Source organism: Arthrobacter sp. R1-13 (genome assembly GCF_054161475.1).
Genome location: NZ_CP096420.1, coordinates 1,871,603 through 1,896,052, shown reverse-complemented (window position 1 = coordinate 1,896,052; position 24,450 = coordinate 1,871,603). Strand labels below are relative to the sequence as shown.

Genomic DNA, 24,450 nt, shown 5'->3' with positions numbered 1-24,450 from the left:
GACGTGGTTCAACCCAATATGCCCCTACCCGCACGGATATCCATTCTCGACCGCGCCAACACCAGGGTGGGGCTTCCCCCTTCGGATGCTCTGCATCAGGTGCTGGACCGCGCCGTGCTCGCCGAGGAACTGGGCTACCACCGATTTTGGGTCGCCGAACACCATGCAGTACCTGGCATTGCCGGATCAGTCCCCGCCGTCCTTATGGCGGCTATTGCCGGCCGGACCCATTCCATACGGGTCGGTTCGGGCGGCATTATGCTTCCCAACCACCAGCCGCTCGTGGTGGCAGAGCAGGCAGCAACGCTCGAGGCCCTTCATCCCGGACGGATCGACCTCGGCTTGGGCCGCTCCCTTGGTTTCACACAGGCTGTCCGGAAAGCCCTGAAGAACGGGAAGCAGGACGCGGAACGGTTTGAAGATGATCTGACCGAACTCCTCGGCTACCTGTCCGGTTCGGCACCGGTCACTGTACGCCCCCGAAACGCTACGCTCCCTCCGGTTTTCGTGTTGGCCACCGGATCCGGAATCGACATTGCTGCTCGCGCCGGCCTGGCGGTGGTCTTAGGAGGGCCAGCGGTGTTCCAGGCCGATCAGAGCGGAAAGATACAGGCTTTGGAGAGGTACCGGGCCCGGTTCCGTCCATCACGCTGGTTCGACAAGCCCTTCGTCATGGTTGCCGTCAACATTGCTGTCGGCTCGAGCCGGGATGACGCCAGGGACCTGCTGCTGCCTGAAGCGATCGCGCTTGCGCGGTCCCGGACTACAGGCGAATTCGCTGCCCTGGCGCCTGCAGGTAGCGCCCTGGGGAGCGGGCTCACTCCCCGCGAGTTGGCTGCCGTGGAGAGCAGCCTGTCGACGTCGATTTACGGCACCACCGCCGAGGTTCGGCGCCAGCTTGAAAGCCTGGCCGAAGCCACGGGAGCCGACGAACTGCTGGTCACCGGAGGGGCTTTCGACGTAGCAGGCCAGTCAGAATCCGACCGGCTGTTGGCCAGGATCTTCTCGCGAAGTGGCCATACGGACACCGAAAGCCTTAGTCGCGCCGGTCGAGCGCTTCGATGAGCCTTCTGACGGAGCCGCCGAGGTTCCACTCTGTGGCCAGATGTTCAAGTTCGGCGCGCGAATCGCTGAGAACGGGATGCAACTGTGCCCCCGCCTCCTCGAGCGTCGGCAGCTTCAGGTCGCGGACGACGTTTACGACTGCTGGCGCCACCATGAGATAGTCAGCGGCCGCGGCGAGCTTCGAGCGAACCGGCGCAGACAGCCCGCTCCCCGCCATCAACGCCGCCTCCAAAAGCCCATCGAGGGTGCCGTACTCCTTGAGCAATGAGGCAGCAGTCTTTTCGCCGATGCCGGCAACGCCCGGCAGCCCGTCCGAAGAGTCGCCGCGGAGGGTTGCGTAGTCGGCATACTGCTGGGGCAGTACACGATACTTGCTCACGATGACGATCTCCGTGACGACTTCCAGGTTTCTCATCCCGCGGGCGGTGTAGATGACGCGCACCTGACGGGCGTCGTCGACCACTTGGAAGAGATCGCGGTCACCCGTTACCACATCGACAGGAAGGTCAGCGTGGCTGGCGTAGGTGCCGATGACGTCGTCCGCCTCATGCTCGGGAGCCCCCACCACGGCGACGCCGGCGAGCTCCAGTACCCGGCGAATCAGTGGAAGCTGCGCCTCAAGCGCATCCGGCACCACCTCAACATCGGCAGCGCCCGTTACCACCTCGACGACCCGGTGCGACTTGTAGCTCGGGAGGAGGTCTACGCGCCATTGCGGGCGCCAGTCATCGTCCCAACATGCAACGAGGTGCGTCGCGTCGTAGTCGGTAGTCAGCCTCGCGATCATGTCCAGGAGGCCGCGAACGGCGTTCACCGGTGTGCCGTCGGAGCGGCGGATCGTATCGGGCAGGCCATAAAAGGCTCGGAAGTACAGCGACGCAGTGTCGAGCAGCATCAGGCGGTCAGGCATAACTGATCCTGACACAGATCCGGGCCGCCAGGTTCTTCGGCTCAGTGGGTTTACGGCAACCGTGTTGGTCTCAGCAACGTGGCCGTGCCGGCCAGCTCAGGTTCCAGGGGTACAGGACTGAGCAGTGTGGCCGGCCCACGATGCAGGATGCCGTCCGAAAGCGTCTGGCAGCGCAGGCCTCCACGTCCACGCATCGCCGCATGTGCCCCGGGAGTTAGGACCTTGTCCATCCAGGCGCACGGGTGGGCAGGCCGTCCACCCCGTAGCCGGATCAGAGCTCCATGGGATTCCAACGCGAACTCCTCTCCGATAAGCGGGGCGAGATGGGCGCCTCTGAAGACGATGTTGCGCCGTGTCAGGAGCGGATCCAGGGGTCCAACGCCGAGGTCTGAGGCAATCGATTCGAGGGCCTCGACGGCGAACAGCGTCACTGCCGCATCCATGTGGGCGGCTTTGCCGAAGAACCGATCACCGACAATCCCTTTTCCGGCCACCAGTTCCACCCTTTCGGCGTCTGAAGTTGGGACGTCCGCGGCTCCGTCCTTCGCCCGACCGAAGTAGGCGTGTTCCGGAGACACGAGCAGGTGGATGATCTCGACGTCGTACCTGTAGCTCTTCACCGCTCAAACCCCTTCCATCCCGTCGGCCCTCTTCCATGCTAAGTGGCCGATGCCTCTCCGGAGCGAGAGCGGGGACTCCCATGCGGACTCTGCAGGGGTTGTTGGGCATAATCTCCCTAGCGGTTGTTTCCACGAGAACACGGAGAAAGGCCAGCGAATGACTTACGAACTATCGGTCTGCACCGAGATGCTCTTCCGCGAGTTCGGCGAGCCGATGTCGCTCCCGCAGCTGAGGGCTGTCAAAGAGTCCGGCATCGACGCGGTGGAGTTCTGGTTCTGGCGCAACAAGGACGTAGACGCGATGGAACGGGCTTTGGGAGAAACAGGACTCTCGACCGTCACCATGGTCAGTGAGCCCCAGAGCCGTGCTGTTGACCCCGCGCGGCTGGACGAGTTCGTCACGGCTGTGACGGAGTCGCTCCCAATCGCGCAGCGGCTTGGGATTCCCAATCTTGTTCTGGTGGCGGGGGAGACCCGGGAAGTTGCCACCGATGTCGGGCAGAGGAAGGCTTTGACCGATGCTCTGCGGGCCGCTGCACCCTACGCGGAGGAAGCTGGAATCACCCTGGTCCTCGAGAACCTGAACAGCCGGATTGACCACGTTGGCACCTACCTCAGTTCAACCCCGCTGGCGCTTGAGATCCTTCGCGACGTGGAGTCGGCCAACGTCAAAATGCTCTACGACCTCTACCACTCTGTGGTGATGGATGAGGACCCCGCAGATGTTCTCGCCGGCTCTGTTGAGCTCATAGGCCACGTCCAAGTGGCCGATCACCCCGGCCGCCACGAACCGGGATCCGGGCTTGTGGACTGGAAAAAACAGGTCCGCACTCTCAGAGAGCTGGGATACCGGGGAGGCATCGGTCTCGAATACACGCCGTCCACCGGTAACTCAGCAGAATCCCTCCGCCACATCAGGGATGCAGTCGTGGATGTGTCCACTGCCTGACACAACGGCGGGATTGCCCTGCTCAGCCGGGATTGGCCAGGCGGGTACACGCATCCCAGAATCGCTTTCGGGCTTCCGGGTCCGAACCCATGCCCGGAGTCGGCATTTCCTTGCCCTTGGACCAGACCCTGCCCGAGACCGCAGCCGCCTCCGGGGCCGTCGCTAGCCAAACGGCGGTGTCAACGGCCTTGTCTGCCGGCTTGCCGAATTTGTTGGTTATCCAGCGGAACGGCCCGCCGACGTCCTGGAGCAGGGCTGTGTCCTTGACCAGGCCGGGGTGGACTGCATTTACAACGACGCCCGTTCCTTGTAGCCGTTCCGCGAACTCCTGGGTCAGAAGCACGCGTCCGAGCATCGTAGGAGGTGTCGAGCGCAGGTACGAGTACTTGCCTTTCGCGGTCTGGAGGTCGTCGAAGTCGATCTTCGTATTCGAGTACCGCGATGCGATATTCACCACCCGCGACGTGTTCACATTGCCGTCGGTAGGGCCGAACCCTGAGGCATCGGCGCCGTCTCCCGTGGACGCAGCCCTTTTGAGCGCGTCCAAAAGCAGGTTTGTGAGGAGGAAGTAGGCCATGACGTTGGTGGCAAACGTCATCTCGAGCCCTTCGGGGGTTACCTGCCGCTCCTTGCGGAACACCCCCGCAGCATTGACCAATACGTCGACTTTGTGGTGCCGGGAAAGGAACTCGCTTACCGCAGAGCGGATGGATGCCTGGCTTGAAAGGTCGCAGGCAAGCGGCTCTAGCTTCGCTGTGGGAACAGCCATCATAATGTCCTGCATCGCCTCTTCTGCTCGGGCGGTTGAGCGCCCTACAACCGCCACCGTAGCGCCTTCGCCTGCCAACGCCGTCGCGATTGCCTTGCCCATGCCACCCGTGGCTCCCGTCACGAGCGCCACCCGTCCGTCCATGGATGGCATTGATGTCTCCTCGGTCAGGCGATGCTCGCCCTGAGGGCGACCACGGTCTGAATGGTCCGCTCGAAGGAGCCGGACCTAGCAACATCCCAGCACGATTCCCTCAGTTTGGCGAGGGGACGGTCGCCGGGACACCGGGGCTGCTGAGGCGGGCCCGGAACAGTGGGCAAAGCAAGCGCCGGTGGTCCGGGCAAAGCCAACGGTGGTTAAGCTGGTTACATCCGGATAATCAGCTTGCTGATGAAAGGAGTGTGGGTGCAGTGCCAAAAACCGGAAAGAATGATCACGCCCGCAAGGAAGAGCTTCCCTCCACCCTGCAACGCTCTGAGCAGAAAGCCCAGGACACCTTCGCCAAAACATACGATGCTGCCCTCGAAAGCTATGACAATGACGAGAGCCGGGCAGCCCGCGCTGCCTACGCATCGCTCAAGCACAGCTACGAGAAAGTGGGGGACCACTGGGAGCCGAAGAGGAAACGTGGCCCGTCCGACAAGCGCGCGGAGGAAGGTATCGATTCCTCCGTACCCACCGCCGGAGGCGTGGATGCGAATGCCTCGAAGGAGTACCTCTACAAGCGGGCCCGGGAACTGAACGTCCCGGGGCGTTCGAAGATGGACAAGGATCAGCTGGTCAAAGCGCTGCAGAAGGCCAACGACGCTGCAACGCGGAAGGCGCGCGCGGATTAATCCGTCTTGATATCGATATCACCGCTATTCGGGTAACCTTTCGCTGAGACATCGAAGCCGGACCACTGGGGCGGAACAATGAGGATAGCTAAGAACGAGCGGGTGCCCGTCATTGCCGACGTCGCACGGCTGGCTGGGGTATCTGTGCCGACGGTTTCGCGCGTGCTGACCGGGAACATCCCCGTCAGTGAAGAGCGCCGGAAGCGCGTACTGGATGCGATTAAGGAGCTCCAGTACCACCCGAGTCCACTGGCCCGGGCCCTCAAGAGCGGTAAGCGGACAGTGGTTGCCATTTTCGCAGCAAGCACGGAATCCTTTGGTTACGCCTACACCATTGCCGGAATTGAAGAAGCGGCCAAGGCTGCCGGCTATACGATCGTCATTTCCGCGGTGAAGTCTCCTGATCCTCCGGATGTTCAGGCTGCCCTGGAACTGGTCCTGCAACAGCAACTCGCCGGCATTATCGTATTGGACTTCGACCCCTCGGCAGCTGAAGTGCTCCAACAGCTGCCCAAAACCGTTCCCACCGTTGCCGCGTCAGGATTCCAGGCCGGCCAAGCGGGCTTCCCCTACGCTTTCATCGACGAATATGCTGCCGGACGCCAGGCAACGGAGCATCTGTTGGGGCTCGGGCACCGCACCGTCCACCATCTGGGTCTCTTCCCCCTCAGTCAGTTCTCAGGCCGATACCAAGGCTGGAAGGACGCGCTCACCGATGCCGGGATCGCCCCTCCAGCTGTGCTCGAAGCCTCCCGCGCCGCGCACTCCGGGTACCAGCAGGGTCTTCGGATCGCCTCCGACCCTGACATCACCGCGCTGTTCTGTTCCAACGACGGCCTGGCTGTCGCTGCCATGCGGGCACTGTTGGAGAAGGGAATCCGGGTGCCCCAGGACGTTTCCATTGTCGGCTGGGACAACCAGCCTTTCAGTGAATTCACTTGGCCCGCCCTGACCACAGTAGCCCCGGACTTCAAGGGCCTGGGCGGCAGAGCGTTTGGTTTGCTGCAGCAAAGCCTGGCGGTTCCCGATGCGGTTCAGGACTCCACAGCTGTGCCGCTCCTGCTGGAGCGCGAGTCGACAGCCTCTGCAAACGCACGCCGCAGCGCAGTCTCGCCACCCACCTTCATAGAACCTTAATTCCCAAGGTTTGGGATTGCGCTATCCCAAAGCATGGCTTAGCCTGATATCGATATCAGTGATGCGGATCTCACACCAGGCAAATCTGGGCGATTTCCAATTCCACTGACCCCCACCCCTACCTTCCCGGCAAGGGTTTGGACTGTTAGGCAGGATAACGATTTCCCTGTTGTTCCATCCAGATCCCCGCGACCTACATCATCTACATTCAAGGGAGAGTGCCATGCAAGAGAGCATGACGGCCCAACAAGGGAGACCAGGGGCGGCTGACCTGTCCTCTCGGAGTGCCCCGTCCGCCCGCAAGCCGCAGACGAAGCGCACGCGCAGCCAGCGGTCCCGGGGCTCCGGAGTGTTGCTGCTGCTGGCCGCTCCGGGAATTGCGTGGTTCCTGGTGTTTGCGTACGCCCCGATGGCCGGATTGGTGGTGGCTTTCAAGAATTTCGATGTCAGTCAGGGCATTTTCGGCAGCCCCTGGAGCGGTCTGGATAACTTCAAGTACTTTGTCGAGAGCGGCGATGCTCCGGCGATTGTCCTGAACACCCTGGTGCTGAATGTTTTGTTCCTTGCGGCGACGCTGGGGGCAGGGCTTGCCTTGGCGATCATGCTCAATGAACTGCGCGCCCGCGTCTTTAAGAAGTTCATGCAGTCCGCGATCTTCTTCCCGTACTTCGTCTCCCCGATTGTCATCAGCATCATGCTGCAGGTCATTCTTGCCGGGGCTGGCGGGCATGGGGGAGCAGTCAATGACGCCCTGGGGCTTTTCAGTCTTCCGGAGGTGAGCTGGTACACCGAGCCCGGTCCCTGGCCCTGGATCCTCACCATTGTCAAGGTCTGGCAGCTGGGCGGGTACATGTCGGTGATCTTCCTCGCGGCCATCACTGCCATTCCCGAAGATGTTTATGAGGCCGCAATGCTCGACGGCGCCAGCCGGGCCAGGATGGCGTTGTCCATCACGCTGCCGCTGCTGAAGCCAACAGCGGCCATCCTGATAGTGCTCGGCGTCGGAAGGATCTTCTACGGCGACTTCGGCACCATCTTCGCAATCATCGGCGATAACGGCACCTTGTTCTCCACCACCGACGTGATCGACACCTATGTATTCCGTTCGTTGAGGACCATCGGTGACTTCGGCACCACGGCCGCCATTGGACTGTTCCAGTCGGTTGTCGGGTTCATCCTCGTCACGGCGGCAGTACTCATCCAGCGCCGCTACTCGAAAGAAAGCAGCATCCTGTGAGCACATCCATAACCCCGAAAATGATCCCGGTGGACATCGTGGAAGCTGATAAGACTGTGCCCCGGCGGCCGCGACGGACCCTGGTCAAAGCAAAGACGCCGGCGCCGCGTACTGGTGATTCGCTGAGGTCCGGGCCCGGCCGCCGCAAGAGACTGCGCATTGAACCGTTCACGGCTGTGAGCTATGTCGGAGTTACCGTCTTTGGGTTGTTCGCCCTCATCCCGCTGTGGATGATCGTGGCAGGATCGCTGACCGCTGAATCCACCCTGGCCCGCAGCGGCTACAGCTTTTTCCCCGAACCCTTCTCGCTGGACGCCTACGTCGCGATCTTCTCCGGGACGGCGGTATTCGAGGGCTACGCGGCCACACTCTTCATCACCTTCATCGGCACGGCGCTCTCACTCAGCGCGACGGCCTCCTTGTCCTGGGTGATTGCCCGGGGCATGCCTCGGATCAGCCGGCCTCTAACGATCTTCGCGTACCTTCCGATGCTCTTTACCGGCGGACTGGTGCCCCTGTACCTGCTCGTCACCCAGGTGCTGCACCTGCAGAACAACTGGTTCGCCGTCATCCTTCCGCACATGATGGCCCCGTTCCTGGTATTCGTAGCCGTCAGCTTTTTCCGTCAGCTTCCGGAGGAAATCCTCGACTCCGCAAGAGTGGATGGCGCCGGCGAGCTTCGGGTGTTCTTTGAGATCGTTCTGCCTTTGTCTAAACCAATCCTGGCTGTCATCGGCCTGTTCTATGCCGTGTCCTACTGGAACGAGTGGTTCACGGCGATGCTGTTCATTTCCGACCCGGACAAATACCCGCTCCAGCTGATGCTGCAGAACCTCATTGCCAACGTGACTAATGCAGCAACGCTCCCCGGATCAGGTTCCGTGGCCCCGATCTACCAGCTGCGCCTGGCCCTGACAGTTGTGACCATCGGCCCCATCCTGCTCGCTTATCCCTTCGCGCAGCGTTACTTCGTCAAGGGACTCACCCTGGGCGCGACCAAGGGCTGAGCCACAGACCCCACCCATCAGTTTCTCTCCGTTCCGTCTTCATCACCCACCAAGAGAAGTTCCCTGGCCCGCCGGTGCCAGCGTACAAAGGAGTGCACCACATGATCGCTAACCCAGCAGTTTCCCGCCGCGGTTTCCTTGGCCTAGCCGGAGGCCTCGGCGTTGCAGCGGCACTCGCCGGCTGTGGCACGTCCGGCAATTCCTCGGGCGGCCCCGTTACGGGAACTTCGACGGCGGTGCTCCCCAGCACCGCCCCAACCAGTTGGAATGCGGTCCTGGCCAAAGTCAACGGCAAGCTCAAGGCTGATCGGGGTTTCGAGCTGGATGCCCAGTTCATCAACTGGTCCAACTACCAGCAGCAGTCGTTGCTGAAGTTCACGGCCGGTGAGAAGTTCGACTCGGCCCTGCAGGCGCTGTGGCTGAACATGGCCCAGTTGCAGCAGAGCGGATCACTTGCCGACCTCACCACTGAAATCCCCAAGTACAAGAACCTCAGTGCCACCTTGCCAACGAAGCTGCTGGAATCCAACAGCTGGGACGGCAAGCTGTGGGGCATCCCGCAGGTCAACAGCGCAGCCCGTGTCCAGCACTTCGTCATCCGCCAGGACCTCGCCGACGCCCTCGGCTTCTCCACCATCAAGGACTTCGAACAGCTGGAGCGTTACTTTTACGCGGTGAAGCAGAAAAACGACGGCACCGTGGCTTACGGCGCGGCATCCAACAGCGGCTACCTCCATGCGCTGCCGGTGCCCACCGGTATGTTCAACGCCACGTCCTGGGAAAATCCGGACACCATTGCGCGGGCGTTCAGCGGCAAGGGCATGTTCTTCATGCTGGCCAAAGACGCCGTGATGACCGGGTCCTCCGCCCCGACGCCGTTCTGGGACGACGAAGGGGTGGTGGAGGCGTTGCACCGGATCCGCAAGTACTACAACGACGGCATTATCAACGCCGACGCCTTGAACACCGACGCCGCCACCCTGAAGAGCCAGTGGACGGCCGGCAAATATGCTGCGGGTTGGGCCATGACGGACGGTACATCCAGCAACACCCTCAGCACGCTGCAGAAAGCTGTCCCCGCTGCCGCCCTCGCGAACATCATGCCGCTCAAGGACGGGTTGTCGGCCAAACCCAACCAGACGTTCCAGGCCGACAACATGGTGGTAGTCAATTCCAAGGGCGGCAACCTGGACCGGACGATGCAACTGCAGGACTGGCTCTCCATCAAGGAGAACCACGATCTCATCTCCTACGGCATCGAAGGCACCGACTGGGAACCCGCGGACGGCAACAAATTCAAGCCCCTCAGCGATTATGCCTTTCCTGGCTACGCACTGTCATGGCGGGCCAGCCTGGAGCGGAAGTCGCTCAGCATCAGTGCCACCGAAGAGAAGATCTTCGAATGGGCCCAGAACTTCGACAACTTCACCGTCGATCCCTTCGCGTCCTTCATTCCTGACGCCACCCCGGTCAAGCAGCAGGTTGCCGCCATGACCAACGTCATCACCCAATTCGCCAACCCGCTCTTCTATGGCGTCGTCGACGTTGATTCCCAACTCGACAAACTGAAGAAAGCCGCAGACGGCGCCGGGGTCGCCAAACTCCAGGAGGAGATGGACAAACAGGCCAACGCCCACCTCAAGAAGGCCTGACTCGTCCCCCTCCTGAACCCACTCCAAGGACCCAATAGATGAAAACAGAGAAGTTCGAATTCAGCCGGCGCAGTCTTCTGCAGTCTGCAGGACTCGCGGGAGTAGCCGCAGGCGTCTACCAGTTCGCCTTCATGGACGCGGCGCAGGCGGCCCCGTCTGTGAAGGGGGGCTACCAATCGTCCACAGTGCCAGGCCCCGGGCGTACCCTCAGTCACCCCGGCATTCTGCATCGCGCCGAGGACCTGGAGCGGATGAAGAAAGCTGTGGCGGCCAAAGAGTCCCCGATCTACGACGGCTTTCTGGCCATGGCGGCGAACCCGCGCTCCTCGTTTTCCTACAAGGTCCAGAACACCGGCCAGATTCAGTCCTGGGGGCGGGGACCTTCAAACTTCACAGGCCAGTCAGTAGGGGATGCCGCAGCGTCCTACCAGAACGCGTTGATGTGGACTCTGACAGGAGACCATCGGCATGCTGACAAAGCGCGCGACATCCTCAATGCCTGGGCGCGCAGCCTGCAGTCCATCACCGGCGCCGATGGGCAGCTTGGCTCAGGACTTCAAGGTTTCAAGTTCGCGAACGCTGCCGAGCTGCTGAGGCATTCAGGCTACAACGGCTGGCCCGAGAAGGACTTCCAGGCCTGTGTGGATTCCCTGCGAAGTGTCTGGTACGAATCCCTGTCCGGCTATGCGCTCTTTGCCAACGGGAACTGGGATGATGCAGCACTCCAAACAATCCTTGCCATAGCCGTTCTGAGCGAGGACAGGGTGATGTTCGAGAATGGCCTCCGCTTTGCCGCCTACGGCTCGGGTAACGGCTCAGTCCTGAACCGCGTGGTCAACGAATCGGGCCAGGGGCAGGAGAGCGGGCGGGACCAGCCCCACGAACAGCTTGGCCAGGGCCTGCTCGGATATTGTGCGCAGGTTGCCTGGAACCAAGGCGTAAACCTTTTTGGCATGGCGGACAACCGGATCCTCGCGGGCTATGAATACAACGCCCGTTACAACCTCGGTTTCAATGACGTTCCCTTCGTGGCCGACCTGGACCGCACCGGCAAATACTTCAAGCAAACAGTTTCACCGACAGGGCGCGGGCAGCTCCGTCCCATCTATGAACTGGCCTACTCCCACTACGTCAGCCGCCTGGGACTTTCCGCCCCGGGCACCAGCGGGGTTGTTTTTCGAGGGGCCGGCGGAACCAGGGTGATTGAAGGCTGGCATGAGGATGACCCGGGCTGGGGAACCCTGACCTATGCCCGTCCGGCAATGCCGATCGGAGTGCCTGCATCCGCCCCCGGCCTTCCCAGTGGCCTGCGCGCATCCGGGACCGGCGGCGCCGTATCGCTTTCGTGGGTGGGTTCCGTTGATCCCGTCAGTGGCGCAACTGCGAGCAGTTACAGCGTCAAACGTACCGAGCACCTTGGTGGAGACTTCACCGTGATTGCCTCCGAGGTGCCGGACACGAAATACGAGGACCGTACAGCACGTTCCGGGCGTACCTACTACTACGCCGTCACAGCTGCGAACGAGGCAGGAACCAGCGAAGATTCAGCGGCGGTAGCGGGCACAACGGGACTTCCTGACGCCTGGGCAACTGCAGCAATCGGCACTACCTCCGAAGCGGGGAATGCAGTCTTCGACGGCGAACGCTTCACCACCGAAGACCACGGCAGCGACATCGCCGGGAATGCCGACAGCTTCCGGTTTACCTATACCCGCCTCCCGGACGAAGGGGCTGTCATCGCCCGGATTGTCCATCCCCTCAGTTCCCAGTACGCCAAGGTCGGGGTGATGATCCGATCATCCCTCGATGCGGGGTCGGTGCATGCCGCAATGCTGCTGCAAGGCCTGCCGCTCCACACCTGGAGCGGCGTCTGGACCACAAGAACAGCAACGGGTGGTCCCAGCAATGGAAGCGGCAGCGTTCCCGTGCCGCCCACCCAGCAGCAGGCAATTACCGCCAAGGCCGGCTTTCCCATCATGGATCACGGGTCGCTGCCGGAGTCGGCTACTCCCTTGGCAGCCCCGTATGTTGAAGGTGCAGGCGACGGATACCGCCTGCGCATGCCGTACTGGGTGCGGATCGCCCGCATGGGAAAACGGGTGGCAGGCTCCATTTCCCCTGATGGAAAATCATGGACAGAAGTTGGTTCGTTGGAGCTGGATCTTCGAGGCGACGTTTATGCCGGCCTCGCCAGTTGTTCATGTCTTGGGGACCTGGAGTCCGGAACCTCAACATTCGACAACGTCTCTGTGGGCCGGTGGTCAGTGCCAAAACCAGAAGGAATGGCGCAGGGGCCTACAGCGTCTGCCAGCGTGTCTGCGATTGAACTTTCCTGGAGCGACCCCGATCCGGCAGCAAGATATGTGGTTAAGCGCTCGGAATCGCCCGACGGGGACTATAAGACGATAGCGGCCGACGTCGGACCGGTCGGTTTTGGTGTGCATCTGAGCTATTCGGACCCCAGCGGCGTTCCCGGCCGTCTCTACTTTTTCAAGCTGGCCAAGACCAACCTTTCCGGCGAAGGGCCGGACTCGGAAGCCGTCTCAGCCACCATGCCCGAGGCGGTTGCACCTGCCATGCAGGCCGCCGAGGCCTTTGCGACCCTCGGAGCCGGTTTTGAATACCGGATCACGTCAACGCCTGCTTCCGGCCGGTACTGGGGGCGGAATCTCCCGCCTGGGGCGACCGCCGACCACAGGACGGGCGTCATCTCGGGAACGCCCCGGTTAGCGGGCATATTCGAGTCGACTGTGGGAGCTGGATCCTCGTCGGCACCACTCAGGATCACGGTAGGAAAGCCTCTGCCATCCCCGTGGAGCTCAGCAGATTTCGGCGACCTTGTGCTGGATGAACGCATGCTCGGCCCTGTGGGTGTTGTTGCCCTTCATGTGGCAGGTGTCGCCCATGAGAATCAAGGACAGTTCGTTGTCCGAGGTGCCGGACCTGGACTGAACGTCAACAACCAGGGAATGGTTGCCCACGTGGCGCACCAAACGGTGCAGGGAAACAAAACGATTACTGCCCGCGTTGCTGACCGGGTAGATGCAGCCCAGGGTTCACGAATAGGCGTCATCATGTCGAAGTCGCTTTCCCCGTTCGACCTCATGGCTGCGACAGTCCTCGCCCCGGCCGAAGGAGGCGAATTCATCCGTCGTCCTGTGGTGGCTGGACGCGCCACCATCAGCGGCGGCGCTAGCGGGACGTGGGTGCGGCTGGTACGAAGGGGCAACGTCTTCACGGCGGCAGTTTCAGTGGACGGCATCACCTGGACCGGTCTGGCCGAGCAGGAGCTGCCGGGCTTCGGCGACGCGCCCTACTACATTGGGCTTGTTGTCTGCTCCGGGAGCCAGCGCCTACTCACCAAGGGGGTTTTCGAAGGCCTGGAAATTTTCTGACGAGCAGCCCGAAGGCGGTTCCTAGCGGGCGGTGCGACACGCGTGCAGCCGGTTTCTGGCGGCGTTGAGTGTCGCACCGCCGCGTAGTAACGTGGCCCACACCTTCAACTCGCATCACTCTGACTCGGGAGAAACCATGCCTTATGTGAGACGTCGATTGGCTGCCGTCACGGCAGTGTTGGCTATGAGCGTCACGAGCGGTGCTGTCGGGAGCCCCGCTTTTGCCGATCCCCGGGAGACTGAAAAGACCGCAACAGCAAAGGGGTACGGCGGCGCTGTGAGCACTGTGGACCCGGAGGCGTCTGCTGCCGCAATCGAGGTTCTCCGTAAGGGCGGAAACGCTGCGGACGCGGCCGTCGCCGCAGCGGCAACCCTGGGCGTCACCGAGCCATATAGTGCGGGCATCGGCGGCGGAGGCTACTTCGTTTTCTACGATGCGAAGACCGGGGAGGTCAGTACGATTGACGGCCGCGAAACCGCGCCGGCCGCCATGCCCAACGACGCCTTTATCAACCCGGCGACCATCACGCCCGCCAACCCCACCGGCAGCCCTTACCGCTTCACCCCTGAGCTCGTGACATCCGGCGTCTCCGTGGGTGTTCCGGGGACTCCGGCCACCTGGGAGCGGGCCCTCGAGCGGTGGGGCACAGTGAAGCTCTCCGAAGCACTCAAGCCGGCAATCAAGGTAGCTACGCGCGGTTTCGTGGTTGACGATACCTTCAGGCAGCAGACCCTCGACAACAAGCTCCGCTTCGAGGCCTTCACCTCAACGAGCGGCCTCTTCCTGCCCGGTGGGGATGCCCCCGCCGTCGGCACCGTTTTCCAGAACCACGACCTCGCCGAGACCTACCGTCTACTGGCCCGCCATGGCATGAACGCCTTCTACACAGGCCCGCTCGCGGAGCAGATCGCGGCAACCGTTCAGAACCCGCCGAAGTCGCCCACAACCTCGCTGCCCGTCCCTGTGGGGCACATGACGGCGGCGGACCTTGCCGGCTACCGGGTGCTGGACCAGGCGCCCACCCATGTCAACTACCGCGGCTATGACGTCTACGGCATGGCGCCCTCCAGCAGCGGCGGCACCACTGTGGGAGAGTCCTTGAACATCCTGGCCCAGTTTGACCTCTCGTCCAAGGACATACCTGCTGCCTACCATCACTACCTCGAAGCGAGCGCCCTGGCATTCGCGGACCGCGGCAAGTATGTGGGCGACCCGGCGTTTGTGGACGTCCCGACGGCAGAGCTCACCGATGCCGTCTTCGGCAAGGAGCGCGCGTGCCAGCTCAATCCGCTGCAGGCTGCCACGAAGCCCGTCGCACCCGGCGACGTCACCGGATACGACGGCGTGTGCCCCGCTCCAGCCGCGGCGCTTGCCGATGACAGCGACACTGAGAACATCTCCACCACCAACCTGACTGTCTCTGACAAGTGGGGAAACGTGGTTGAGTACACCCTCACGATCGAGCAGACCGGTGGGTCCGGCATCGTTGTACCGGGGCGCGGATTCATCCTCAACAACGAGCTCACGGACTTCACTACCGTGTACAGTCCCACGGATCCGAACCGGATCGAGCCAGGGAAGCGCCCGCGCTCATCAATGTCGCCCACCATCATCCTCCAGGACGGCAAGCCGTTCCTTGCACTCGGCTCGCCCGGGGGATCGACGATCATCACCACGGTTCTGCAGACAATTCTGAACCGTGTGGATCTGGGGATGAGCACCCCGGAAGCTCTTGCGGCACCGCGGGCATCGCAACGGAACACCGAAAAGGTCACGGCAGAACCTGAGTTCATTGCGGCATACGGAAGCCAGCTGACGCCCTACCGGCACCTGTTCACGCCGTCGGGTGACGCGTTCACCTCGGCAGCACAGATCGGCGCAGCGACAGCTATTGAGTTCCTGCCCGACGGACGCACGGTTGCCGCGGCTGAGCCCGTGAGGCGCGGGGGCGGTTCGGCCATGGTGGTCAAACCGTCACCGTAAGCGCCGGGCCTGACCTGGAAGGGAGAGCTCCCGCCTAGTCCTCGCGATCGATCTGCAAGTAGCTAAGGCCACTCAGATCGAGCCAGAACTGGGTGGGAGTCTCCACCAGGCGCAGGAGGACACCCTCGCAGGATTTGCAGCGCACAACGATTCCCGGGCCGTCGGCATAGACCGACGCCTCTCCGAACGCCCGGATGGCGCCGCAGTGATTGCAGCGTCCGATCGCCGCAATGATGTCAATGCGGAAGAGTTCCCAGAGTGCGCCTGCTGCCGCATTCCCGTCGAGATGGGGGATTGGGTTGTGTGCGGTCCCGGCAATGTCCTGGTCCTCGATGCGCAGATCTTCAGCGCGCCCGTCATCAGAGCTGTTGTTGACAGTCACGGCGTCCCTCCCGTTCCGCCGAAGCGTTCAGTCTTGATGGACGCCGCCGGATAGCCTGCCTGCACGAGCCATTCTGCGACCGTCTCAACAAAGACTGTTTGACCACAGATGAAGAAGTCCGGCATATCGTCAGCAGGAAGCATCTTCGCCAACAGTGTTTCTGCCGTAAGCCTTTTTGCAGCAGTTGGCCAGCCCGGGGGTGCTTCGCGCGTGTAGACGTAGTCGACACTGAGTTTGGGGGATTCCCGACTCAGGGTGAGCAGCTCCTCCCGATAAAATGCGGATGCCGGTGATTTGAGTGAGTAGAGCAGCTGGAATTGTGACGGATTCGGAGATGCCTCGTGAGCCCGGATCATCGACATCAGGGGCACGACGCCGGATCCTCCTGCAATCAGCTGAACCGGGTTGGTGTTGGTCGGCCGCCAGACGAACCAGCCTCCTACGGGTCCACGGATTTCCAGCTGGTCTCCGACCGACAGGTGCCTGACCAGGTAGGGTGAGACCTCCCCGTTAGCCAGTTCGTCCACGGTGATTTCGAGGAGCTCGTCCATGCCAGCCGTCGCCACCGAGTAGGAGCGGACAGCTGTGTAGCCATCATCCGCCGTGAGCCGGATATCGATATGCTGGCCGGCGAGGTTGCCCATCAGGCCGTCCACCCGCAGCCCGATGGTCCTGGCTGTTTCAGTTTCCGGAGTCCCGCTGACAACGTCCGCGACGCGCCACAAGGTGCTCATGCGTTCTGCCTCATGAGTAGCGTTCTTCCCGCCAGGGGTCGCCGTACATGTGGTAGCCGTTGGATTCCCAGAACCCTGGAATATCGTCCTGTGTCAGCTCGATGCCATTGATCCACTTGGCGCTCTTCCAAAAGTACAAGTGAGGCACCAGGAGGCGGGCAGGTCCTCCGTGGGCGCGTTCAAGGGGGTGTCCATCGAATTCCCAGGCCACCCACCCGCGGCCCTCCAGAAGGTCCTGCAGTGGAACGTTGGCCGTATATCCACCGTAGGAATGTGCGGTGGTGAACTCCGAGGTTGTTTCCACCTCTTCGAACAAGGTGTCCAGCGATACCCCGCGCCATGTCGTCCCAAGCTTGGACCAGCTTGTCACGCAGTGGATGTCGGTCCGGATTTCGACTTGCGGAAGGGCCATAAAAGCATCCCAAGACCAGACGTGCCGCCGTCCCTGCTCGGTGGCAATGAAGAATTCCCAGTCCTGCGTAAGGATCTCAGGTGCACGGCCCGCCGTCAGTACAGGAAAGTCGGCCGTCTCGTGTTGTCCCGGTGGTAGCGCCGGATTGCCGGTCTGGCGTCTTCCATGAAAACCGGACGAAATAATGCCCATCATGTACCTCCGCTACGGAGCTCCGCCGGTCGGACTGCGATCGGTTCCCCAACGATATGCCAACGGCCAGAGAGTATCCAGACATTCACGGGTTCCCCGTCGTGACACGCTGAATGAGCGCGTCGAGGATGGGCAGTTGGCCCTTCACCAGCTTTAGCCGTGCTTCATGCTCTCCTATCCAACGCGCGTCGTCGATCTCGGGAAACTCCCGGACTGTGCCGGATCCTTTAGGCCATTCCAATGAGAAGGTGTTACTAACAACGCGCCCGGGATCGAAGTCGGATTCCGCTGAGAAGGCCGTGATGAGCTTTCCCGAGGGTTGCCGGAAGATGCCAAGTTCGACGTAATCAGCGGGCGGCGCGGGGCTGCCCATTTCCTCAGCAAACTCGCGCAGCGCAGCTGCCAGGGGGTTTTCGTCGTCGAGGTACTCGCCTTTGGGAATGGACCACGAATGATCCTTCCTACGGGCCCAGAAGGGTCCGCCCATGTGGGCAATCCATACTTCCAGCTCCGATGATTTGCTCCACCGGTACAGCAGGAGGCCTGCGCTGCGAACCGTCACTTGCGCTCCTGACGAACGGGGCTAATCAACGGTCACTGCGATGCGCTGCACCTGATTGTTCGCCAGCCCCTGATAGTTCCAATTTTGCTCAAGTGGCTGCACTGCCCCCGTTGAATCCGTGGCCCGGCACGAAAGCTCGTGTTCGCCAGGATCCGCCACCCAGGGCAAGGACCAGGAGCACCAGGCAAAAGGTGCGGCCGGCGGTTTCAGCTGGGCGTCGCTCCACTTGCCATCGATCCCTACTTCCACCCGCTTCACGGCACCCTCCCCGGACCACGCCCGGCCCTGCAGCAACACTGGTCCATGCGGAAGGATCCGCCGGCGCGTGAAGAAGTCCGGAATACCCGGAGGGACCATCAGGGAACGCACCTGGATCCTCGAAACCGGCGTGCCGGCGTCGTCCGCGTCCTCCTGGTAGCGGTACGCGACCGACTGCTGGAATCCCTCAAACGGCTGCCTCAGGACCTGGATGGATTCGAGCCATTTGACGCTGGTCATGCCGTACCAGCCCGGCACCACGAGCCTGAGCGGGTAGCCGTGCTGGGGCGGGAGTTCGCTGCCGTTCATGGCGTAGGCAAGCACGACGTCGGGACGCATCGCCTCCGCCATGGGCAGGCTCCGTGCATAGCGCTGGGGAACGCCTCCCTGGACGCCAGAGTCCATTCCGGTGAACAGTACCTCGACGGCGTCGGAGTCCACCCCTGCCTGGGCCAGCAAATAGGCAAGCGGAACTCCTGACCATTCCGCTGTTCCCACCCCCTCGAGCACCCAGGGCTGGCTGAGGGGCCGGGGAGTGAGCAGGGATCGCCCGTTGCCGGCGCACTCCAGGGTCACGGGGATGCTGATCATCGGGTCCCTGCGCAGTGCAGCCATACTCAGCTCCACGGAACGCTCCACCGCTCCGCCGATCCGCAGGTGCCAGGAGTTGATGTCGATGAAGGGAATGTCGAAGTGGGTGAGCACGTAATGCAGGCCCGGGGGAGTGATGTCCCTCTGCAGCGCCTCCAGCGGCATCGAGTGGTTCCTGGCTGACAGCTGCAGTTCCTCGGTTGTCAGCGGGCCCAGGGTGGGGGGCGACGCGTGCGGCATCGGTTGGGGCGGCGGGACGGGGGTTGCCGAATTCGTGGACTGGGAACGGGGTAGCTGCTCGGTCATGGCGCTGCGATTCTGCTCAGGACCGGCCCCATTGATGGCCGGTCTTCCGTTGAACACAGGTCTACGCCGCCACGCGTGGAGGGTCAAGACCGCTGCTCAATCCCGCCACGATATGAACGGGTGTGTACGACGGCGGTGATTGCCGCCGTCGTACACGCTAGTCCCATAACGGTCAGGGCGAGGGCATTCCAGCCAAGCGACTGGAAAACGAGTCCGCCTGCCCAGCCGAGGAGACTGGAGCCGAGGTAATAAGCGAGGTTGTAGAGCGATGCCGCCTGTGCCCTGCCGGACAATGCGATCACGCCCGTCCAGCCTGCTCCGATGCTGTGGGCCGCAAAAAAGCCGCCGGTAAAAACGAGAAGTCCAATCAGGATAAGTACCAGTACTTGGGTCAGCGTCAACGCCAGCCCTAGGACCATCAGGACAATTCCTGCCAAGAGAACGTTCCGCCGGCCGAACCTCAGGGTCAGGCCTGCAGCCCAGCGCGAGGAGACTGTCCCTGAGAGGTAAGCGAGGAAAATCAGGCTGATGACGGTGGCGGGCAGGCTGAAAGGCTCCCCTGACAAGCGGAATCCCAGATAGTTGTAGACGGCCACAAAGCCGCCCATCAACAGGAAAGCCTGAACATAGAGCACCAGCAGGCGTGGGTTGCGGCCATGACCGGCCAGGGTCTTCAATGCTGCCCGAAATCCGGCCGCCGGTTCCGCCGCAAACCCACGTGCCCTGGGTACCAGCACCAGGAACAGCACGGCCGCCACTGTTGCCAGGACAGACACAGCCAAGGCTGCCGCCCGCCATCCCCAGAGCTCGCCCACCGGCCCTGCCACCAGCCGGCCGGCAAGTCCTCCCAGCGTTGTACCTGCCACGTAGCTTCCCGCGGCGAGGGCTGCGTGTGCCCGGTGGACCTCCTCGTTCAGGTAGGCGATGGCGATGGCAGGAATGCCACCCAAAGCCATCCCTTCGAGCAGTCGCAGGCCCAGCAACATGGGGAAGGTGGACGCCAGCGGGACCAACAGGCCCAGGACGGTGGCTGCGCAGATGCCTATGGACATGGCCCGTACCCTCCCGATCCTGTCGGCCAGGAAGGACCATGGGATGACTGTGACTGCCAGTCCGACGGTGGCCACGGAAATCGTCAACGCCGCCTCCGCTGCTGTGATGCGGAGTTCCGACCCGATGATGGGCAGCACGGCCTGGGTGGAGTAGAGCTGGGCGAACGTAGCCACGCCCGCGAAGGCCAGCCCGGCCAGGGCTTTGCGGTACCCAACCGAGCCCTTGGCGTGCCCGTCCCAGGAGTGTACGTCCCCTGAGTCTAGGTCCCCGGGGTCGCCGGGACTTGAGGGGACGGCGGCGTGCGTCGGAACGTGTGGCATGAATCCAGCCTAGGTTTTGCAAAAGGATGCCTCCAATGCATGATTCTCATAGAATCAATCGCACAAGTGGATTGATTCCAGAGCGGGACGGTAGCCGTGACTATTGAACACAAACAACTGGTGCAGCTTCTGCCGCTCCTGCCGGTGCTTGCGGAATTGGGGCGGACCCAGCACGTCACCGAAACGGCCGAACTGCTCGGCATTCCTCAATCCACTGTCAGCCGCGCGTTAGCCAGAGCGAGCGCCGTTGTGGGCACGGAACTGCTGATCCGCGAGGGCCGTGGAGTGCGGCTGACGCCCGCAGCCCGGGCGCTGCTGCCCTACGTTGAGGCTGCCATCAATGAATTCCAGACGGGACTGGACGTGGTCCGCCATCAATCGGAGGTGGTGCGGGGCAGGATCTCGGTATCCTTCCAGCACACCTTTGGGGAGGCGACCCTGCCGCTGCTCATCAGCGCATTCCGGAGCCGGTATCCGCAGACAGCGTTTGACCTTAGCCAGGGGTCCAGGGATGGCTGCCTTGCTGAGCTTGCTGCCGGTACCGCCGACCTTGCCCTCACCGCCCCGGTGGCACCAGCCACGCGCACCATCGGTTCCGCTGCCCTGTATCGCGAACCGTTGGGCCTGGTGGTTCACCACCAACACCCTCTCGCGGGCCGCCGTCGAGCGCGCCTTGCTGACATCAGACAGGACCCTTTTGTCGCTCTCGGCCCTGGCTATGGCTTGCGCTCACTCACTGACGCCCTGTTCAGGGAAGCGGGCTTCCGCCCCCGAATCGCCTTTGAAAGCCAGGATTCCCATACGGTCAGAGGACTGGTGTCTGCGAACCTGGGCGTCAGTATCCTGCCGCCCGACGGGTTGGAGCCAGCCCGGGATGTTTCGCCCCACACGGGAAACCTGGGGTGGGTCGATGTTCCCTTGGAGTCCGGGCTTGCGTACCGCGAAATCGGACTGGCGTGGCGGGAACGGCGGGGCGGCTTCGATGCAGAACCCGATCAAGTGAGGCTGTTCCGGGAGTTGGTGCTGACTGAGGGTCCGGGCCTGCTGGCAGGGCTGGTCCGGACCCGGTCCGGTAAGGAGACTGACTCCCTTTCACCGGGATAACACTCCGTGGCGGGCGCATTGAGCGGCCCAGCCAAGCGGCGTCACCTGAACCTTCATCCGACGGCGGCAGCGACCGCAGTAGCGCGGAGGTTCAAGTTCCAGCTGTTCCCGGCAGCGAAGGTGAGGATCCCATGCCGGGCCGGCGACGCCGTCGTCGGGCTCCCCGCACTGCCCGCAGAAGCTGCCGGCGGCCGGATCCAGGTGGTCCGAGTGGGCCGGTACGCCGGCGCTCACAGTGACTTCTGGAGTTCCTTGATGGGCATATTCAACTCGACCAACAGGCTGAGGTCCGCTGTTGCAGGACGGCCCAGGGTGGTGAGGTAGTTGCCGACGATGACGGCGTTGATGCCGCCCAGCAGTCCTTCGCGGGTGCCTAGGTCGCCGAGGGTCAGTTCGCGGCCCCCCGCGTAGCGCAGTACCGTTCTGGGCATGGCAAGGCGGAACGCGGCGATGGCGCGGAGGGCATCCTTGCCGTCCATGATGCCTTGGTTTTCCAAAGGGGTCCCGGGCCTCGGATTGAGGAAGTTCAAAGGGACTTCGTGTGGTTCAAGTGCGGCGAGCTGGACGGCAAGTTCGGCGCGTTGCTCCAGGGATTCGCCCATGCCGATCAAGGCTCCGCAGCACAGTTCCATGCCGGCGGCCTTGACCATGTTGCAGGTTTCCAGCCGCTCCTCGTAGCTGTGGGTCGTCACCACTTCTGGGAAGTAGCTGCGCGCCGTTTCCAGGTTGTGGTTGTAGCGGTGCACCCCCCACTCCGCCAGCTGGTCAACCTGCCGCTGGGTCAGCATACCCAGCGAGCAGGCGATGTTGATGTCCACGGCTTCATTGATCCGGTCAATCGCGAACTTGATCTGGTTCATGAGTTTGATGTCCGGGCCACGGACTGCGGCGACGATGCAGAACTCGGTGGCGCCGGTGGCGGCAGTTTCCTTGGCGGCTTTGACGAGTTCCGGGATGTCCAGCCAGACACCCCGCACAGGAGAGTCGAACAGGCCTGACTGACTGCAGAAGTGGCAGTCTTCGGGGCAGCCTCCGGTCTTAATCGAGATGATGCCTTCCACCTCCACGTCCTCGCCGCAGTGCCTGAGCCGCACTTCGTGGGCGAGTTGCAGAGCAGCGGGGAGGGCTTCGTCAGGCAGGCTCAGGACGTCCACGAGCTGCTCCTGCGTCAGGCCCCGGCCCTCCTCCAGGACTTGCTTGCGGGCGACCGCCAGGATTTCGTAGCTCGTCGGGAGGTTTGCCTGAATCGTCATTGATGGTCCTTTGCGCTGGCTGCTGATTTACCTCACAGCCGACGCTAGTTCCCCTGCGTTGCCGGGATTTTGTCGGGTTTCTACAAGCCTGCAGCCGGGACTTTGGGTGCGCCCAAACCCCGACCCTCGCTCACGTTTCGCGGGTTTTTGGGGACGCTCTCTCACGTTTCGCGGGTTTTTTGCCAAACGCTCTCTCACGTTTCGCGGGTTTTTTGGGGACGCTCGCTCACGTTTCGCGGGTTTTTTGGGGACGCTCTCTCACGTTTCGCGGAACAGGTCCGATGCCGGTGACCCTAGAAGGCCCGTGAGCAAAGCCCCTCCCGCATTCAGGATGGCACTCCGTCAGGAACTTTCAATCCGGTCTGCGACGATCCAGAGTTCATCCTGCTGCGCCTCGTGCCAGGTGAGCATCACCAGTTCGCCTGGCATAAGCTCAGGATCTTCGTTCTCTCTGGACGATGCAGGAGAAATGGGCGAAGCACTCTGCGGCTACGCCCTCAATCTCTATCGACCCCCACCCCTGATCTGCGTGCCAGGTCTTTACGCTTCCCTTGCCAAGAGGCTCATCCATTTCACTGATACCAGCTACGCCCGACAAGTCGGCGCCATTTTCCGTGGCCGTATCGGGAACGGCATCGTGAAGGAGCGTCGGCACAATACCCGCGAGACGTGAAGGAGCGCCAGCACAAAACCTGCGAGACGTGAAGGAGCGTCGGCACAATACCCGCGAGACGTGAAGGAGCGTCGGCAGTCAGGCGCCCTGCTCGTCGTCGAACGCGGGAAGGAAGCGCTGGTTCCTAATGCGGGACTCGCCGAACTCGAGGGCTAGGGGTTCAATCACCCACGATCCGCCGCCCCTCGTCTTTGGGCGGCCTACGGCAACATGCGGAGTCCAACGCGGGTACCGGAAGCCAAGTGCCCGGGAGCTGAGGATGAAGTCGTCGACAGTATCCACGAGCAGATCCTCCAGTAATTCGTGAAGCGCCTTCACGAGGGAGACCTGGTAGTCATGCACATGAGCGGGCACGTCCACCTCGAGGCCGCTCACATTCCCGCCGCCCAGCACAATCAGTCTCGCGGCCCAGCCGGAGAAGCTCCCCAGAACTGGCAGAGTCTGTAACCAAGCCACGGTCTTGCGCGTGGCAGCCTCCGCACTGGTGAGCCCTTTGGTCCAATCTGTAACGTCCTGGCTGAAATCCTCAAGAACGCCAAGGTGCAGGAGTGTCATGTGCAGGCCCTGCGGCCGGCGCAAGGCGTCGACGTAGCGGCCCAAGTGCTCATAGTCTGAGGATCCCCGGCCGATGCTCAGGACCGGAACCTCTACCGTGATGCGCGGAAGGACCTGCACAGGAATCCCGCCCCCTGCTTCGAGCTAGTTCGACATTCCAGGGTGGACCGGAACGAAATCTATACCGGCTTGCACCTTCTTCTTTGGGCCGCGGGAGTATCCCTTGGCGTCCAGGTGATTCTCGGCACGATACACAGCCAAGGCTTCGTCGTAGGCCTCATTCAGCCGCGCGCCGGTGACTGCTTCCTCGCTCCCGTCGGTGAATGTGATGGATATGGCGGCGCTGGCGGGGAAGTGCCTGTTCATCCGAATAAAGCCTTCGGAGTCCTGCTGGAGATTGATCAATGGTCTTCCCGCTTTCATGTTGGATGACCTCCATTCTCGCCCATGTAGCAGTCGTGCTGAGATCGGGGATCAAGATTGCGGGCACAATG

At 62.4% G+C, this 24,450-nt stretch carries 23 protein-coding genes; 10 read left to right on the top strand and 13 right to left on the bottom strand.

The genetic code is table 11. The annotated features are described in order from the left end of the window. Positions 1 to 18: 18 nt before the first annotated feature. Positions 19 to 1,065 (top strand): MsnO8 family LLM class oxidoreductase, encoded by a 1,047-nt coding sequence (locus tag M1D88_RS08650; RefSeq protein WP_458114107.1) that lies wholly within the window; start codon positions 19 to 21, stop codon positions 1,063 to 1,065. Here M1D88_RS08650 and M1D88_RS08645 read toward each other — a convergent pair. Both M1D88_RS08645 and M1D88_RS08640 read right to left on the bottom strand, forming a co-directional pair. After that, positions 1,037 to 1,975 (bottom strand): 5'-3' exonuclease, encoded by a 939-nt coding sequence (locus tag M1D88_RS08645; RefSeq protein ID WP_458114106.1) that lies wholly within the window; start codon positions 1,973 to 1,975, stop codon positions 1,037 to 1,039. The genes M1D88_RS08650 and M1D88_RS08645 overlap by 29 nt on opposite strands. Before the next feature lie 50 nt (positions 1,976 to 2,025). Continuing rightward, entirely contained in the window at positions 2,026 to 2,595 is a 570-nt protein-coding gene (locus M1D88_RS08640; RefSeq protein WP_458114105.1) for an MOSC domain-containing protein, read from the bottom strand. A 157-nt stretch (positions 2,596 to 2,752) separates the two neighbouring features. Here M1D88_RS08640 and M1D88_RS08635 point away from each other — a divergent pair, with 157 nt between their 5' ends. Beyond that, positions 2,753 to 3,544 (top strand): TIM barrel protein, encoded by a 792-nt coding sequence (locus M1D88_RS08635; protein ID WP_458114104.1) that lies wholly within the window; start codon positions 2,753 to 2,755, stop codon positions 3,542 to 3,544. A gap of 22 nt (positions 3,545 to 3,566) precedes the next feature. On the opposite strand, the gene M1D88_RS08630 is transcribed toward M1D88_RS08635, so the two are convergent. After that, positions 3,567 to 4,466 (bottom strand): SDR family NAD(P)-dependent oxidoreductase, encoded by a 900-nt coding sequence (locus M1D88_RS08630; protein ID WP_458114103.1) that lies wholly within the window; start codon positions 4,464 to 4,466, stop codon positions 3,567 to 3,569. 257 nt (positions 4,467 to 4,723) lie between these two features. Here M1D88_RS08630 and M1D88_RS08625 point away from each other — a divergent pair, with 257 nt between their 5' ends. The 7 genes from M1D88_RS08625 to ggt all read left to right on the top strand — a co-directional run bounded on the left by M1D88_RS08625 (position 4,724) and on the right by ggt (position 15,561). After that, a complete protein-coding gene (locus tag M1D88_RS08625) occupies positions 4,724 to 5,149 on the top strand; it encodes a ChaB family protein (RefSeq protein ID WP_458114102.1) in 426 nt (141 codons plus the stop codon). A gap of 78 nt (positions 5,150 to 5,227) precedes the next feature. Further along, positions 5,228 to 6,286: a LacI family DNA-binding transcriptional regulator gene (locus M1D88_RS08620; protein WP_458114101.1), complete on the top strand. Its 1,059-nt coding sequence runs from the start codon at positions 5,228 to 5,230 to the stop codon at positions 6,284 to 6,286. Between the two features lie 235 nt (positions 6,287 to 6,521). Continuing rightward, the gene (locus M1D88_RS08615; RefSeq protein WP_458114100.1) at positions 6,522 to 7,523 is read left to right on the top strand and encodes an ABC transporter permease; all 1,002 of its coding nucleotides are present in this window, start codon (positions 6,522 to 6,524) and stop codon (positions 7,521 to 7,523) included. Further along, complete coding sequence (locus M1D88_RS08610; protein WP_458114099.1) at positions 7,520 to 8,530, top strand: carbohydrate ABC transporter permease; 1,011 nt, start codon at positions 7,520 to 7,522, stop codon at positions 8,528 to 8,530. The genes M1D88_RS08615 and M1D88_RS08610 overlap by 4 nt, the downstream gene beginning before the upstream one ends. A gap of 101 nt (positions 8,531 to 8,631) precedes the next feature. After that, positions 8,632 to 10,182 carry a DUF3502 domain-containing protein gene (locus tag M1D88_RS08605; RefSeq protein WP_458114098.1) on the top strand — a complete coding sequence of 517 codons (1,551 nt, stop codon included), beginning with the start codon at positions 8,632 to 8,634 and terminating at the stop codon, positions 10,180 to 10,182. 38 nt (positions 10,183 to 10,220) lie between these two features. Beyond that, positions 10,221 to 13,577 (top strand): alginate lyase family protein, encoded by a 3,357-nt coding sequence (locus tag M1D88_RS08600; protein WP_458114097.1) that lies wholly within the window; start codon positions 10,221 to 10,223, stop codon positions 13,575 to 13,577. 136 nt (positions 13,578 to 13,713) lie between these two features. Next, positions 13,714 to 15,561: a gamma-glutamyltransferase gene (gene ggt, locus M1D88_RS08595; protein WP_458114096.1), complete on the top strand. Its 1,848-nt coding sequence runs from the start codon at positions 13,714 to 13,716 to the stop codon at positions 15,559 to 15,561. Between the two features lie 34 nt (positions 15,562 to 15,595). Here ggt and M1D88_RS08590 read toward each other — a convergent pair whose 3' ends face one another. The 6 genes from M1D88_RS08590 to M1D88_RS08565 form a co-directional block, all read right to left on the bottom strand. Beyond that, positions 15,596 to 15,943 carry a DUF6510 family protein gene (locus tag M1D88_RS08590; RefSeq protein WP_458114095.1) on the bottom strand — a complete coding sequence of 116 codons (348 nt, stop codon included), beginning with the start codon at positions 15,941 to 15,943 and terminating at the stop codon, positions 15,596 to 15,598. Then, positions 15,940 to 16,677 carry an FAD-binding oxidoreductase gene (locus M1D88_RS08585; RefSeq protein ID WP_458114094.1) on the bottom strand — a complete coding sequence of 246 codons (738 nt, stop codon included), beginning with the start codon at positions 16,675 to 16,677 and terminating at the stop codon, positions 15,940 to 15,942. The genes M1D88_RS08590 and M1D88_RS08585 overlap by 4 nt, the downstream gene beginning before the upstream one ends. A 10-nt stretch (positions 16,678 to 16,687) precedes the next feature. Further along, a complete protein-coding gene (locus M1D88_RS08580) occupies positions 16,688 to 17,281 on the bottom strand; it encodes a sulfite oxidase-like oxidoreductase (protein ID WP_458114476.1) in 594 nt (197 codons plus the stop codon). An 85-nt stretch (positions 17,282 to 17,366) separates the two neighbouring features. Beyond that, positions 17,367 to 17,843, bottom strand: coding sequence for an NUDIX domain-containing protein (locus tag M1D88_RS08575; protein ID WP_458114093.1), 477 nt, complete (start codon positions 17,841 to 17,843; stop codon positions 17,367 to 17,369). Between the two features lie 21 nt (positions 17,844 to 17,864). After that, positions 17,865 to 18,932, bottom strand: a complete 1,068-nt coding sequence (locus M1D88_RS08570) for a sulfite oxidase (protein ID WP_458114475.1) — start codon at positions 18,930 to 18,932, stop codon at positions 17,865 to 17,867. Positions 18,933 to 19,081: 149 nt separating this feature from the next. After that, positions 19,082 to 20,371 carry an MFS transporter gene (locus M1D88_RS08565; RefSeq protein ID WP_458114092.1) on the bottom strand — a complete coding sequence of 430 codons (1,290 nt, stop codon included), beginning with the start codon at positions 20,369 to 20,371 and terminating at the stop codon, positions 19,082 to 19,084. 96 nt (positions 20,372 to 20,467) lie between these two features. Here M1D88_RS08565 and M1D88_RS08560 point away from each other — a divergent pair, with 96 nt between their 5' ends. Next, on the top strand, positions 20,468 to 21,475 hold the full coding sequence (locus M1D88_RS08560; RefSeq protein WP_458114091.1) for a LysR substrate-binding domain-containing protein: 1,008 nt from the start codon (positions 20,468 to 20,470) through the stop codon (positions 21,473 to 21,475). Here the strand turns inward: M1D88_RS08560 and bsaP are convergent. The 4 genes from bsaP to M1D88_RS08540 form a co-directional block, all read right to left on the bottom strand. Next, complete coding sequence (gene bsaP, locus M1D88_RS08555) at positions 21,464 to 21,709, bottom strand: biotin synthase auxiliary protein BsaP (RefSeq protein ID WP_458114090.1); 246 nt, start codon at positions 21,707 to 21,709, stop codon at positions 21,464 to 21,466. The genes M1D88_RS08560 and bsaP overlap by 12 nt on opposite strands. Further along, a complete protein-coding gene (gene bioB / locus M1D88_RS08550) occupies positions 21,706 to 22,728 on the bottom strand; it encodes a biotin synthase BioB (protein WP_458114089.1) in 1,023 nt (340 codons plus the stop codon). The genes bsaP and bioB overlap by 4 nt, the downstream gene beginning before the upstream one ends. A gap of 751 nt (positions 22,729 to 23,479) precedes the next feature. Then, complete coding sequence (locus tag M1D88_RS08545) at positions 23,480 to 24,076, bottom strand: 2'-5' RNA ligase family protein (RefSeq protein ID WP_458114088.1); 597 nt, start codon at positions 24,074 to 24,076, stop codon at positions 23,480 to 23,482. A 24-nt stretch (positions 24,077 to 24,100) separates the two neighbouring features. After that, entirely contained in the window at positions 24,101 to 24,361 is a 261-nt protein-coding gene (locus M1D88_RS08540; protein WP_458114087.1) for a hypothetical protein, read from the bottom strand. Positions 24,362 to 24,450 lie beyond the last annotated feature (89 nt).

What these genes read in the sequence shown, in the direction of transcription:
- M1D88_RS08570 (WP_458114475.1), bottom strand. Translation starts at nt 18,932, where the DNA reads ATGCCGCACGCGTCGCCCCCCACCCTGGGCCCGCTGACAACCGAGGAA.
- bioB (WP_458114089.1), bottom strand. Translation starts at nt 22,728, where the DNA reads ATGACGATTCAGGCAAACCTCCCGACGAGCTACGAAATCCTGGCGGTC.
- M1D88_RS08565 (WP_458114092.1), bottom strand. Translation starts at nt 20,371, where the DNA reads ATGCCACACGTTCCGACGCACGCCGCCGTCCCCTCAAGTCCCGGCGAC.
- M1D88_RS08600 (WP_458114097.1), top strand. Translation starts at nt 10,221, where the DNA reads ATGAAAACAGAGAAGTTCGAATTCAGCCGGCGCAGTCTTCTGCAGTCT.
- M1D88_RS08620 (WP_458114101.1), top strand. Translation starts at nt 5,228, where the DNA reads ATGAGGATAGCTAAGAACGAGCGGGTGCCCGTCATTGCCGACGTCGCA.
- ggt (WP_458114096.1), top strand. Translation starts at nt 13,714, where the DNA reads ATGCCTTATGTGAGACGTCGATTGGCTGCCGTCACGGCAGTGTTGGCT.
- M1D88_RS08630 (WP_458114103.1), bottom strand. Translation starts at nt 4,466, where the DNA reads ATGCCATCCATGGACGGACGGGTGGCGCTCGTGACGGGAGCCACGGGT.
- M1D88_RS08585 (WP_458114094.1), bottom strand. Translation starts at nt 16,677, where the DNA reads ATGAGCACCTTGTGGCGCGTCGCGGACGTTGTCAGCGGGACTCCGGAA.
- M1D88_RS08635 (WP_458114104.1), top strand. Translation starts at nt 2,753, where the DNA reads ATGACTTACGAACTATCGGTCTGCACCGAGATGCTCTTCCGCGAGTTC.
- M1D88_RS08605 (WP_458114098.1), top strand. Translation starts at nt 8,632, where the DNA reads ATGATCGCTAACCCAGCAGTTTCCCGCCGCGGTTTCCTTGGCCTAGCC.
- M1D88_RS08580 (WP_458114476.1), bottom strand. Translation starts at nt 17,281, where the DNA reads ATGGGCATTATTTCGTCCGGTTTTCATGGAAGACGCCAGACCGGCAAT.
- M1D88_RS08615 (WP_458114100.1), top strand. Translation starts at nt 6,522, where the DNA reads ATGACGGCCCAACAAGGGAGACCAGGGGCGGCTGACCTGTCCTCTCGG.
- M1D88_RS08650 (WP_458114107.1), top strand. Translation starts at nt 19, where the DNA reads ATGCCCCTACCCGCACGGATATCCATTCTCGACCGCGCCAACACCAGG.
- M1D88_RS08645 (WP_458114106.1), bottom strand. Translation starts at nt 1,975, where the DNA reads ATGCCTGACCGCCTGATGCTGCTCGACACTGCGTCGCTGTACTTCCGA.